At 42.3% G+C, this 12,763-nt stretch carries 7 protein-coding genes and 2 pseudogenes; 4 read left to right on the top strand and 5 right to left on the bottom strand.

What is annotated here, in order from left to right:
• A pseudogene (locus V7L20_RS02855) lies at positions 1-1,310 on the top strand (S-layer family protein); the annotation flags it as partial.
• A 217-nt stretch (positions 1,311-1,527) separates the two neighbouring features.
• Here V7L20_RS02855 and V7L20_RS02850 read toward each other — a convergent pair.
• Both V7L20_RS02850 and mrdA read right to left on the bottom strand, forming a co-directional pair.
• Complete coding sequence (locus V7L20_RS02850; protein WP_334742615.1) at positions 1,528-4,314, bottom strand: CHAT domain-containing protein; 2,787 nt, start codon at positions 4,312-4,314, stop codon at positions 1,528-1,530.
• A gap of 228 nt (positions 4,315-4,542) precedes the next feature.
• The gene (gene mrdA / locus V7L20_RS02845) at positions 4,543-6,390 is read right to left on the bottom strand and encodes a penicillin-binding protein 2 (protein WP_334742614.1); all 1,848 of its coding nucleotides are present in this window, start codon (positions 6,388-6,390) and stop codon (positions 4,543-4,545) included.
• Between the two features lie 202 nt (positions 6,391-6,592).
• Between mrdA and V7L20_RS02840 the strand changes: the two genes are divergently transcribed.
• Both V7L20_RS02840 and V7L20_RS02835 read left to right on the top strand, forming a co-directional pair.
• Entirely contained in the window at positions 6,593-7,720 is a 1,128-nt protein-coding gene (locus V7L20_RS02840) for an ABC transporter ATP-binding protein (protein WP_334742613.1), read from the top strand.
• Positions 7,721-7,776: 56 nt separating this feature from the next.
• Complete coding sequence (locus tag V7L20_RS02835; protein WP_334742612.1) at positions 7,777-8,208, top strand: hypothetical protein; 432 nt, start codon at positions 7,777-7,779, stop codon at positions 8,206-8,208.
• Positions 8,209-8,578: 370 nt separating this feature from the next.
• On the opposite strand, the gene V7L20_RS02830 is transcribed toward V7L20_RS02835, so the two are convergent.
• Together V7L20_RS02830 and V7L20_RS02825 are read right to left on the bottom strand one after the other, a co-directional pair.
• The gene (locus V7L20_RS02830; protein WP_334742617.1) at positions 8,579-9,361 is read right to left on the bottom strand and encodes an MlaE family ABC transporter permease; all 783 of its coding nucleotides are present in this window, start codon (positions 9,359-9,361) and stop codon (positions 8,579-8,581) included.
• A gap of 346 nt (positions 9,362-9,707) precedes the next feature.
• On the bottom strand, positions 9,708-10,382 hold the full coding sequence (locus V7L20_RS02825) for a response regulator transcription factor (RefSeq protein WP_334742611.1): 675 nt from the start codon (positions 10,380-10,382) through the stop codon (positions 9,708-9,710).
• Between the two features lie 603 nt (positions 10,383-10,985).
• On the opposite strand from V7L20_RS02825, the gene V7L20_RS02820 reads away from it, so the two are divergent.
• Entirely contained in the window at positions 10,986-12,539 is a 1,554-nt protein-coding gene (locus tag V7L20_RS02820; protein ID WP_334742610.1) for a cation:proton antiporter, read from the top strand.
• Here the strand turns inward: V7L20_RS02820 and V7L20_RS02815 are convergent.
• Positions 12,536-12,763 (bottom strand): annotated as a pseudogene (locus V7L20_RS02815) (hypothetical protein); the annotation flags it as partial. The gene V7L20_RS02820 and the pseudogene V7L20_RS02815 overlap by 4 nt on opposite strands.

Raw genomic sequence — 12,763 nt, 5'->3', positions numbered from 1 at the left:
CAGCTTCCACTTCTGAACAATCTACAGGAGAGGGCGGAACTGTGTCTGTCAACGCCAGGGACTCTATCCAACTGATTGGAACCTCGCAAATGGGAACTAGTGGCTTATTTGTTGGAACCGAAGGTACTGGAAATGCCGGAAACTTAAATATAGAAACTGGGCAATTGACTGTTCAAGATGGAGCGCAGGTTTCAGCTGATACTCGTAGTCAGGGAAGAGGAGGAACCTTGTCTATGACCGCAGACTCTATCCAACTGATTGGAACCTCGCAAATGGGATCTAGTGGCTTATTTGTTGGAACTGAAGCTTCTGGAAATGCCGGAAACTTAAATATAGAAACTGGGCAATTGACTGTTCAAGATGGAGCGCAGGTTTCAGCTTCTACTTCTAAAGAATCTACTGGAGAGGGGGGAAGTATTATAGTTAAGACTGGAGAATTAAATGTCTTAAATAACGCTGACATAACTGTGAGCAGTCAAGGTACAAAAAAGGCAGGTGATTTGGAAATCACTGCTCGTTCTATTAAATTGGATGACCAAGGTAAGCTCATTGGGCAAGCTAACTCTGGTGATGGTGGCAATATTACGCTGAACTTGCAAGACTTATTGTTACTGCGGCGCAACAGTGAGATTTCTACCTCAGCAGGTACTAGTGGAGCTGGTGGAAATGGCGGTAATATTACTATCAATGTCCCTGACGGCTTCATCGTCACCAAACCAAATGAAAATAGCGACATCACCGCCAATGCATTTAGTGGTAGTGGTGGGAGAGTCACAATTAAAGCTACTAATATTTTTGGAATTGCACCACTAACTAGCGAAGACCTGAAAAAGTTGCGCCCTACGGATTTAGACCCGCGTCAACTTCAGACAAATGATATTACAGCAGTTTCCCAAACAAGACCTAATTTAAGTGGCATTGTAAATATTAAAACACTCGATGTTGATCCCTATCGAGGATTAATTAATTTACCAGCCGTGCCAGTTGACACCAAAGTGTCGCAAGCCTGTCAAGTGCGTCCTGGTGACAATCAAAACAGTTTTACAATCACCGGACGTGGCGGCTTACCACCCAACCCCAAAACCGAACCCCTTACTCCAGATGCAGTTCAACTAGATTGGGTAACTCTTAACCCAAATGGTGAAAACCGTGTTAGTAGAAATTCAAATCAGGCAAATAGTTCCAGTCCAGCGCCGATTGTGGAAGCACAAGGGTGGGTGAAAAATGCTAACGGTGAAGTTGTACTCACGGCTGATGCGCCGAAAGCTTTGCCTCATAGTTCCTGGCTTACTCCTGCTTCTTGTTTCTAAGAAACTAGGTTATATCAAGTTCGGGTAATCAAGCTAAATAAAAAATGTTCATAGTTAGGACTTACGCAAAAAGTGCTAAAAAGCTTAATTTATCAACGCCATCAAGAACGCCAAGAATCAATCGTAGAGTTTGCGTAAGTCCTGATGGTAAGGACTTTAGTCTTAGCTTTGGGGACTTCAGTCTCCACTACAAACTGTTTATTATGCGTGATTGATGTCAAAGCCAATTGCCTACTAAAACGTAGGGTGCCCAGAAATATGGAGTTTTTTCCTTAGCAAAAACAGCTAATTGGGCACGCTGGAGTGCCTCGGCTTTATTCACTCCAAGCTTTAGCTGTTGATAGAACTCGCTCATTACATCGGCAGTAGAACGATCATCTATTGACCACAATGTTGCTAATGTACTGCGTACACCCGCCCGCATAGCTATCCCAGCCAATCCCAAAGCAGCTCGTTTGTCTCCCTCAGCAGTTTGGCAAGCACTAAGGACGAGTAATTGAATACCACTAAATCTGTTTTTGTCGCTAACTCGCAGTAGATTATCAAATTCCTTTACCTTAACCAGTTTATCCCAGGTGAGAATAAAGGTTTTTTCAGCATCAGAACTAAATTCACCGTGAGTTGCTAGGTGAACTACAGAGAAGGGAACTGTTTGCAACTTATTTTGTAGGTTTATTTGGGTAAACTGTTGATTTAACAGTTCTTCACTCTTGGATACCTCAGATTTGATTTCTTGTAATTCCCGTGGTACATTTTCTAATTTAGGAAATTCTTTGCCTTCGACTGGGCGTTTTTCGCTGACTCCGGCAGTTAAAGCATTTAGCTGAATCTGCCGCAAAGGTTTGGGATCAAGGAGTTGCAAACCTGGTGTCAAGGCGATCGCATATTTCTCTACCAAATATTTCTGTTGCTGTTTGTCGTAGAGAACCGCCATCGGGATATTCCGCAATTCACCATCTAGTACAAAGACTAAGGTTTTTATCCCACTATTGACTAACTCTGTTTGTGCAGGTTTAATTAACCAATCATATATTTTTTGAGACTGCTGCTGAACCCTAGCAGTTGCTGTGACATTTAGTAAGTTTTTCCTCAGTTCTGCTATTGTGTTTTCCACATCATTTTGAGCTATTACAGTCTTGTAGTGGCGCAAGTTTTGATTAGGTAATTTGAGGATAACATCTAGGCGATCTGGCAAAATAATTGGATAGATCACTGCTGCTCTTTGGTCTTTTTTGTCAACCACTGGGTCAAGTTGCTGCGTAGGATTTAAACAGGCTGACCGAAAGAAGTTATCCAGTTCTGCCAATTGCAGAGATTCAATGACATCACGAGCAAGCTTTAAATTGTCTTGATTGATACCCTCTTGTGGCGATCGCAATAGTGAAGCGTTGGCGTTAGCCTTTAGTAGAGAAGCATCTTGTTGGTCTAGCTTTTCGAAGGGCACAGAAGCACTGCTGCCTTGGGGAGAACGCAACAGCAATTCAACTAACTCTCGATACACTGGTTCGATATTTTCCCGGAAGGAAAACTGCACGTCTGGATTGATGGCTACTAAATCACTACGCAGAGATTGAAGGGTCTTGTAAGCTACACTATAGGATGCGATCGCACCTTTAATATCTCCCTTTTTTTTCAGTATGCGTCCTAGTTGCCATTGCCATTGATAAGCAATATCCGATGCATTAATCCTTTGCGCTATGAATAAAGCTTTGTCGGTAAGCTCTTGAGCATCAGAAAACTGCCCGGTTTTTTCATACAACTCACCAAGACTACCCATAGCATAAGATTCTGCTCGTTGGTCAAGCAAGCTTTGCGCTTGCTTGATCGCGGCGGACAATTGCTGGGCAATGTTCAGCCATAAGGGGGTATCTATGCTAATTTTTTCTTTTAATTGGGTAAGATTTTGGGCAAACTTAATCCGAGTATATACGGAGGCTCGGCTGGCTGGTAAGTTGCTAATTTCCGACTGGATTTGAGACGACAATGCCAATGCATCTTGATCTTGCTTTTTCTCCAAAAGTAAACTAAGTAAATTTAGATGTGCCTGAATGCGTGTGATGGAGGAAACAGATACAGCAGCAGCCTCCTGGTAGTATTGTAAAGCTGCTTCAGTGTCTTGCTGGGCGCGAGCTGTGTTGCCTAAACTGAGTTGAGCCTCTGCGATCGCTTTTGGAGATTGTATTCGCTTTGCCACTGCTAGACTTTTCCCCAACACCAACTGTGATACGTTTAAATCACCGACAACTCGGCGGATGTTGCCAAGACTACGTAGCCCTGTAGCTACAAGAAGTGAGTCTGGAAGGCTAGTAAGGGTTTGCTGTACTTCGTTTAAAGTTTTGTTAGCCTGAAGGTAAAGCCCTAAAGCTTGCAAAGCTTGTGCAGAGTTAATTTGGTTACGAGTTAATCTAGCCTTGTCGCCTATTTGCTGATAAATATTAGCGGCTTTTTGCCAGGTAGTTAAAGCCGCTTCTGCTTGTCCTTGTGCCAGTTGTAACTGTCCTTGCACATCTAGGGCTTGTGCAATAAGTTGCAATCGCTCACCGGAAGTAGCCGTATTTTCCCCTGACTGTAATAATTTTAAACTTTCGGCGATCGCTTCTTCAGCTTCTGTCCAGAAGCCAAGTTGCTGATAAGCCAAGGAGAGATTACTCAGCGTCATCGCTTCTTGTAATATATCCTTAGAGGTTTTAAATGCAGCAGCAGCCTGTTGCAAAACTTTTATCGCTTCAGTAAACTGTCCCCTGTCGTATAATATTTTGCCTTGTTCTACTAAGCTTGCCGTTTGGGATGAACCGCTTTCCTGGGGGAGTAGGGAATAGAAAGTAGGAGATTGAGCATTCAGCAGTTCCGTGCTTTCATTACTTCCTTGTTTTCCCCACTCCCCTTGCTCGGTAAAATTTTGCATAGCAGAGTAGAGGGCAGGAGGTTTTGCCAAAACAGGGGATAAGGCTATGCACAGAAATGCAGTGAACAGCGCTAGGAAAAAATAATTTGGACATTTCATAATTCAGTTCTGTATAGTCAAATATAGTCAGACATTAGTTTTTATCAATTGCCACTTGTTTACAGAACCTTAAAGTTTAGTGGTCTGTCAAGGGAAATTTGAAGGGTAAAGGAACGAACCACCTTCGCGCTTCGCGTCTCGTAGAGAAGGCGCCAAGAGCGCCAAGGAAGAAGGAAATAAGAGAAATTGAAGAATTTATCTACTCGTAAAAGTTGAATTGACACAGTACTAGTCTCCAGTGCCATGTCCTGAACTCTGAGTTTTAGCTTCTGATGGATCAGGCTGAGGTTTTTGATACTTACCTGGATACTTGTGCTGAAAATAAGCTTCTAACACTTGTAAAACCATCGGTCCGCAAATAGTACCGCCATGTTCGCCAGTATTTTCACCAAAGGCCACAACCACAATTTCCGGCTTATTACTGGGAGCATAAGCACCAAACCAAGTGTGATTTGGGCGATTAACACCAGCTTCAGCAGTGCCACTCTTTCCAGAGGCTGGGGCAATTGTCGGCACGTCCAAGCGCTTACCAGTACCTTCACTCACTACCCTCCGCAGTCCGTCGCGGAGAACTTTAATAGTTGTCGGCTTCATATTTAAGGATTCTCGCCAACTTTTTGCTTCTTCGTTATCTTTGAGCAAATGCGGCTGAACTCGATACCCGCCATTAGCAGGGACAGAAAACATAATTGCCGATTGCAGGGGTGTCACTTGCAAAGCACCTTGACCGATTGACATATTAATGGTGTCGCCTACAGTCCAAGGTGTTTTCAAAACTTTCTGCTTCCATGTTTCATCTGGAACCAAGCCTTTTGATTCTTCGTTGGGAAATTCAATGCCAGTTCTTTGACCAAATCCGTATTTGTGACTCCATTCGATTAAAGTTGGACCACCGACTTTTCTACCAACTTGATAGAAGAAAGTATCACTACTCATAGCGATCGCTCGTGGAAATCCTAATGGCCCAAATCCGGCGTGATTCCACTCACCAAAAGTCACTCCACCAACGGTAAGAGAACCAAAGGTCTGTAATATTGAGTCAGGAGAAAATTGCCCTGATTCCAACCCGGCTGTGGTGGTGACAATTTTGAAAGTACTGGCGGGGGGAAAGGCACTCAGGGCACGATTAACCAAGGGATGATCTTTACCTTGCAAGCTTTCCCAATCTTTCTGGGAGAGTTTTTGTTTAGAGAAGATATTCGGGTCAAAGGTAGGGTAAGATACCAGTGCTAAAACAGCACCGTTATTTGGATCGAGCGCTGCGATCGCCCCTCGGTGATTTCCCAAAGCTTTTTCGGCTGCCTTTTGCACATCTAAATCTATAGTCAGGTGCAAATCGTTACCAGCTTTTGCCTGTTTGTCGCCTAATACCCTAATTGGTCTACCCACACCATCTACTTCCACTTGCTGACCGCCCCATTCACCGCGCAGCATTTTTTCATAAGCCTTTTCCACCCCCATCTGACCGATTACATCTCCAAGTCGATAGCCTTGCTGCTTCTTGTCCTTTAACTGGTCAGGGGTCAACTCTCGCGTATAACCTAATACATGAGCCAATTGCTTCCCCTGGGGATAATAACGCACAGAATCTGTATTGATTTCCACATCCGGGAGTTCATTTTTATACTCCTTTAATGCCGTGATTTCTGCTTCATCTAGATCGCGAGCAACCCGGATGAGTGAAGAAGAATTAGCACCAGCTTGTTCTAATTTCTTTTCCATCTCATCTTGGGGAATGTTGAGAATTTGTGCTAGACGCGGGCCGACTACAGACCAGGAAGGCTTAGTATGTGCCATCGGCCACAAATATACAGAGCTAGGATAGCGAGTAGTGGCTAAAAGTTTACCGTTGCGGTCAAAAATATTTCCCCTTTCAGGTTGTTTAAGAATCATCCGAATTCGGTTCGCCTCGGCTCGTTCCCGGAGTTTTGGCCCTTCAACAATTTGCAAATATGCTAAACGAGCCTCAATGCCAGCGAGCATTAATCCGGTAAATACGATTAAAAATATTGATTGGAAACCACGTCCAACTGTGCGTGTATCTTTTTTGCTGCCAATTGATGGAAATAAAGACATAAAACAAATAATGATTCTAATAGCGGTATTATCTGTATACAATTACCCTAAACTCATGCCCAGTACTGGGTATAAATGAATTGGGCAAGTATATTCTTGAACAATTGTTTTTGGCGGATACAATAAACCAAAGTGTCAAATCTAGTCTGTCCAATAGACTACTGACAAAATCATGTAATATCACGGCATTCTACTGAGGATTATGGCTCAAATTGTCATGCAGAATCAAAGGGGGATAACAACTTTTCAGCCACTTGATGTTGAACTGCGTAACGTGTCCAAGTTTTTTAACCAAGAACCAGCAGTAAATGGAATTAATTTGGATGTCAGACAGGGAGAATTTTTTAGTATTTTAGGCCCCTCCGGTTGTGGTAAAACAACAACACTGCGTTTAATCGCTGGGTTTGAAATCGCTGACGCTGGCAAGGTATTGATTCAGGGTCAGTCTATGACTAATGTGCCGCCTTACCGCCGACCCGTCAATACTGTATTTCAAAGTTACGCTCTATTTAACCACTTGAATGTCTGGAATAACATTGCCTTCGGACTGCGGTTAAAAAAAATACCCAAATCCAAAATTGAAGCCAGAGTCGAAGAAGCTTTAAAACTCGTGAAAATGGAAAGTTTGCGATCGCGCTTTCCCAATCAACTTTCTGGTGGTCAACAGCAGCGAGTCGCCTTAGCAAGAGCCTTAGTCAACCGTCCCACGGTTGTATTACTGGATGAACCTTTAGGGGCGTTAGATTTAAAACTACGTAAAGAAATGCAGGTGGAGTTATCAAATTTACACAAAGACTTGGGAGTGACCTTTGTGATGGTGACACACGACCAAGAAGAGGCATTATCTTTGAGCGATCGCATTGCCGTGATGAACCAAGGCAAAATTGAACAAGTTGGCACTCCCAGCCAAATCTACGAACGTCCTTGCACATCCTTTGTTGCTGATTTTATTGGCGATACTAATTTATTTAGCGGTAAAATTGTAGCGGTAGACTCTTCTAATATTAAAATTGCCACAAAAACGGGACTCTCAGTTGTGATTAGCCGCGCTGAAGATACACCATCTGAATTATCACAAGCAGTGGTAGTCTGCGTGCGGCCAGAAAAAATACAGCTTTCGCTTTATCCACCCAATTTGCCAACTAACTGCTTTGAAGGACGGCTTGTCAATGTTATGTATTTGGGCACACATGTTAATTATGTTGTGGAATTAACAAATGGCATTAGCATAAATGTGTTGCAACCGAATACTTTTGGCGTTTTAATAGACTGCGACACGCCTATCTACGCTTGGTGGGCAGAAAATGATTGTTTAGCTATTAGTCAATAGTTAATGAGATTCAATAATCGAATGAGACCTTGACCCTGTACTAAAAATATTAACCCATGTTAATTTTGCAAAGAGTTCCTTGGGTGTCCCTGGCGTTAGTACTGCTTAGTTACAGTACTTTGGGCTGGGTAATATCTGAAACACACGCTTCTGTATCTGTGTGGCTGGCGACTGTCGTTAGTATCTTGCTTTTAATAGTAACGTTGACCATTCCTTGGTCGAAAATGACATATTACTTCAGTATTTTGCTTAAATCAAATACGAGGTCTTTCGCCGTTGCTGTTTTAGCAGCTTTCTTGTTCTTTATGATGATTGCCTGGTTTCGGGTATTTCTTGATGCTTTGGTGATTGTTTCGGCAACTATATTAGTCAAGATAGATTTTCAAATAGCAGGTCTTAGGGAAGGGCTAGCCTTTTGGGCTGCATCTATCTTTTCATTGACTGGTTTGGCCTTGGGTGCGCTAATCTACAAGTTAATATATTCCTAAATTTAGCTAACGTTATAAAGTATACCCAAAAAAGCTAGCAATGCCTGCGGTGGTCACTGAGCTTGGCATAACACTTTGTGGAAGCAAGCTACGCGCAGCCTCTCAAAGACAAGGCGGGCTGCGCCAACGCTTCAGAACCGAGGGGAAACGCATCTTATTTCCTAATGAAAATTAAAAAGGGTTTTTAAATGACATAGATAATTGCAAAAATTTAGAGAATAATAAACAAAACATGTTTCTCTGGAGAGAAAGCAATACATCTTTCGGTAAAGATGCGATGAATTGCATCTCTACAAATGATCTATTTGTCGCATTCTTTTTTAAAATTGGTATGATAACTGTGGACTGTTCACTGATTTAATCTTTGTTTTCAAAATGCAGGCTGTTCAAACAGCAGTACAGATAGTAAAAAATCCATGATAAAAATTGATATCCAACTAGTAACTACTGCTTTTGTTGCTGATTCTCCTACTTCCTTTGCTCCCCCCTTAGTAGTTAATCCCCAAGTGCAACCAATAACAGCAACCAGCACACCAAAAATAAACCCTTTTACCAAAATAATAAACAAATCTGACGGTTCTAAGAAATTTCTGACTGATTCTAAAAATGTTTCCGGAATAATTTTGTAAAAATATGATGCGGCAAAAGCTCCGCCGAAGATGCCTGTAACTAAAGCCAAAATTGTCATCAAAGGCATCATTAAACTACAAGCAATTACTCTAGGAACTACTAGATAATCTATTGGATCAGTTTTGAGCATATAAAGTGCATCAATTTGCTCTGTAACTTGCATTGCACCTATTTCTGCTGCAAAAGCAGAACCTACTTGTGCGGCCATAATACTAGCGGTCAAAATTGGAGCCAATTCTTTACAAAAAGCTAAGGCAAAAGCACCTCCCACAGCATCGACAGCCCCAAATCTGATTAATTCTCTTGCCATCTGAAGAGTAAAAATCATCCCTGCAAAACCACTGACAAGGAGAACTGGAAAGATAGAATCTGGTCCAGTAGTCACCAAATGTTGCAGAATCTTGCGATAGTACGTTTTTCCTTGGAGTAAATGTAGCCACACCTGACCCAAAAGCAGTACTGCTACAAAACAGCGTACAATCTCAAATTGCTCGAAATTTGTTTTTATTCGCAATTTTATCATCCTTAAGACTGACTTTTGTTGCACATATTTTATACCAGTTCCCCAAAATAACACTACAGGTGTAGAAATTGATTTCATCAAATAAATTCTTGGGTTAATATCGTTTCTGCAAGAAGAAATGATATTAACCCAAGGATATGAATGAAAATAAAATGTTTTGATTTTGATCAGAAATAAAAAGGTACAGAGCAAGTAAATTTATTTATGGTTACTGAGTTTAAGGTGAGCATCTCGGCTTTGCTCGATGGAACCGCAGTCGAACTGCGTAGCCGTAAAGCCGAGGGGCGAAGTCGAAGTAGCCGAGGTAAGTCGAACCGTTGACTTTTGACTTCCCCAAAGAGGCTGACTATTCCCGAAGTACATAGCCCACACCACGCACCGTATGAATCAAGCGCTTTTCATTATTTTCCTCTAGTTTTAGGCGCAAGTAGCGGATGTATACTTCGATAATATTAGAATTACCCATAAAGTCGTAACCCCAAACTTTTTGTAGAATTTGGTCTTTAGTAAATACCTGACGGGGATGTGAGAGTATATATTCCAACAAGTCGAACTCTTTAGCCGTTAACTCAATTGGCCGCTTACCCCGGTAAACTTGGCGAGTTCGGTGATTTAAACTCAAGTCTTCAAACTGAAAAATATCTTGATCTGTTTCTTGAGTGCGGCGTAGATGAGCGCGGATTCTAGCTAACAGCTCCTCTATACTAAATGGTTTGACTACATAATCATCAGCTCCTGCATCCAAACCTGCCACGCGATCGTTAACTTCATCTTTTGCTGTTAGTAAAATTACTGGTATGGAGATACCAGTTGCCCGCAATCGACGACAGATTTCTAAGCCCGACAGCCCTGGAAGCATCCAATCAAGAATGACTAAATCTGGAGATAACTCGCGTACTAACGTTAAACCAGCGATGCCATCATGTGCAACGCTTATATTGTAACCTTCGCTACTTAGTTCTAGTTCAACAAATCGTGCCAGTTTAACTTCATCTTCAACCAAGAGGATATTTGCTGTCATATTTGTAATTTTAAAGTGGATAAGGTCACGTAACTTCTCTACGAGACGCTACGCGAACGCTCTGAATTCAAAATTCAAAACTTGTACTGAGCTTGTCGAAGTATTCAAAATTCAAAATTAATAATCCCCATACTTCGGCTTAGGGACTTCCAATTAAAAAAATAATCAATCGCTGTGTATGCAAAGGAACAGGGGGAAAATAAAATATCATCTGAATAAATTAAGTAATTTATTCTCTGAAAGTCCCTTATACCAATTTAATGTGAAGCTGCACTAAATGAGTAACTCTCTATTCTTGGCGTTCTTCTCTAACGAGACGCTACACGTTAGCAAAGCCTCTGGCAGAGAAGGTGTACTTGGTGAACCAGCGCTGTAAGTGGGTTTACCACCATAAGCGACTGGTATTAGCGCAGCATAAAGCCTTCTCTACCAGAGGCAACGCCTTTGGCATGGCAACTCTTAGAGCGACGAAGGAGCGTCATCCGAAGGGCGGTTCGTTTAATATTCTGTGCATCTTTATACAGAATTAGTATTACCTCGACTACGCCCTAAAGTTGCTAATCTAGCATTACTAAAGTCAAAATAATTTATTAGAACGTAATAGTGGATGTAACTCAATTAGTCAAAGTTTCAATTATTCTCTTGCTGCTTGCTACAGTTGTAGCTCTGCTGTCACGCAGGCTACGAATCCCTTATGTTATGGGTTTAGTATTAGCAGGTTTGCCCATCACTGAGCTATTATCTCGTCCGATTGGTTTAAATCCAACCCTTGTTTTGGATCTTTTTCTGCCAATTCTCCTTTTTGAAGCTGGTATTAATACAGATGTCAGCCGCCTACGCAGCACCTTTAAACCAATTGCTCTACTAGCTGGACCAGGGGCTGTGCTTTCCAGCGCTATTATTGCCCTACTCTTGAAATTTGGGCTGGGACTGAGTTGGATACCTGCCTTCTTTGTAGGAGTAATGCTGGCAAACACTGATACAGTTTCAATGATTGCCGTCTTTAAGGAAATACCGGTGCCCTCCCGGCTTTCCACCATCGTTGAAGGAGAAACCCTATTCAATGATGCAGCTGCCCTAGTTATGTTCAATCTAATTTTGCAAGTATATTCAACAGGCTCAATCACCTTACTACAGGGAATCCAACAATTCCTATTTATCTTTCTAGGAGGCTGCCTCGTGGGGTTAGTCTTAGGCTACTTGAGCATACCTGTATTCGCTCGTTTGGATGATCCCCTTAGCAGTCTATTACTGACGGTAGCAGTTGCATTAGGCACTTTTCAGGCTGGAGACTTTCTAGGTGTATCAGGTGCTGTCGCCGTAGTTGTAGCTGGATTAATTTTCGGGAATTTAGCGCTTTCTCACAATACTTCTGCTTCTAGTCGCATCACCTTGTTGAGTTTCTGGGAATATGCCAGTTTTACCGTCAACACCTTTATTTTTTTGCTGATTGGTGTAGAAATAGACCTGGTAATGCTCTGGAGGACTTTACCTGCAATTCTACTTGCAGTTTTAGCTTATCAAGTCGGGCGAGTTCTTACGGTCTATCCACTGCTAGGAGTGGTTCGTTGGTTCGACCGCCCAATTCCGTTACGCTGGCAACATTTACTGTTTTTAGGTAATATCAAAGGTTCACTCTCAATGGCTCTGGCATTGAGCTTACCCACTACATTACCAGGGCGAGAAGTCCTCATCGCTATAGTCTTCGGCAGTGTGCTGGTGTCATTAGTCGGACAGGGCTTAACTTTGCCTTGGGTGGTAAAACGCTTAAAATTATCTAAATTTTCCGAAGTTCAACAACAGGTTGAAGAGTTGCAAGCCCAGTTGATGACGGGTAAAGCAGCACAAGATGAATTAGACAGCCTGTTGAAATCAGGGGTATTACCAAAAGCCGTTTATGAAGAGATGCGTTCAGCTTATCAGGTACGAATTGCCGGTGCAGAAAAGACACTGCGGGAACTATATAATCGTCGCCCTGATCAGGTGGAAGGTAGAAGTAATAAGAGCAGTAAACTTGAAGCCATTCGCCGACGTTTACTATTGGCAGAAAAAGGAGCACTCAATGAGGCAATGCGGAAGCGTATTCTCTCGGAAGAGATTGTGCGTGAGCGGATACAAACTCTTGATGAACAATTACTGAAATTAGAAGATGATTAGGGATATGGGGCATAGGGCATAGGGCACTTGTACTGAGCGTAGCCGAAGTATTGGGTATGGAGGATAGTCTGAGCTTCGTTAATGAACCTCTGAGCTTCGTGAGTGAACCTTTGAGCTTCGTTGATGAATCTCTGAGCTTCGTGAGTGAACCTTTGAGCTTCGTTGATGAATCTCTGAGCTTCGTGAGTGAACCTTTGAGCTTCGTTGATGAATCTCTGAGCTTC

The sequence above is a fragment of the Nostoc sp. genome, assembly GCF_036916735.1.
In the GTDB taxonomy this organism is placed as follows: Bacteria; Cyanobacteriota; Cyanobacteriia; order Cyanobacteriales; family Nostocaceae; genus Nostoc.
Note: the sequence above shows the minus strand (reverse complement) of the source record. Positions and strands in the feature narration are given on the sequence as shown.

Bases quoted from the DNA above. Each gene is read 5' to 3' on its own strand.
- mrdA (WP_334742614.1), bottom strand. From the start codon at position 6,390: ATGTCTTTATTTCCATCAATTGGCAGCAAAAAAGATACACGCACAGTT.
- V7L20_RS02850 (WP_334742615.1), bottom strand. From the start codon at position 4,314: ATGAAATGTCCAAATTATTTTTTCCTAGCGCTGTTCACTGCATTTCTG.
- V7L20_RS02830 (WP_334742617.1), bottom strand. From the start codon at position 9,361: ATGATAAAATTGCGAATAAAAACAAATTTCGAGCAATTTGAGATTGTA.
- V7L20_RS02840 (WP_334742613.1), top strand. From the start codon at position 6,593: ATGGCTCAAATTGTCATGCAGAATCAAAGGGGGATAACAACTTTTCAG.
- V7L20_RS02825 (WP_334742611.1), bottom strand. From the start codon at position 10,382: ATGACAGCAAATATCCTCTTGGTTGAAGATGAAGTTAAACTGGCACGA.
- V7L20_RS02835 (WP_334742612.1), top strand. From the start codon at position 7,777: ATGTTAATTTTGCAAAGAGTTCCTTGGGTGTCCCTGGCGTTAGTACTG.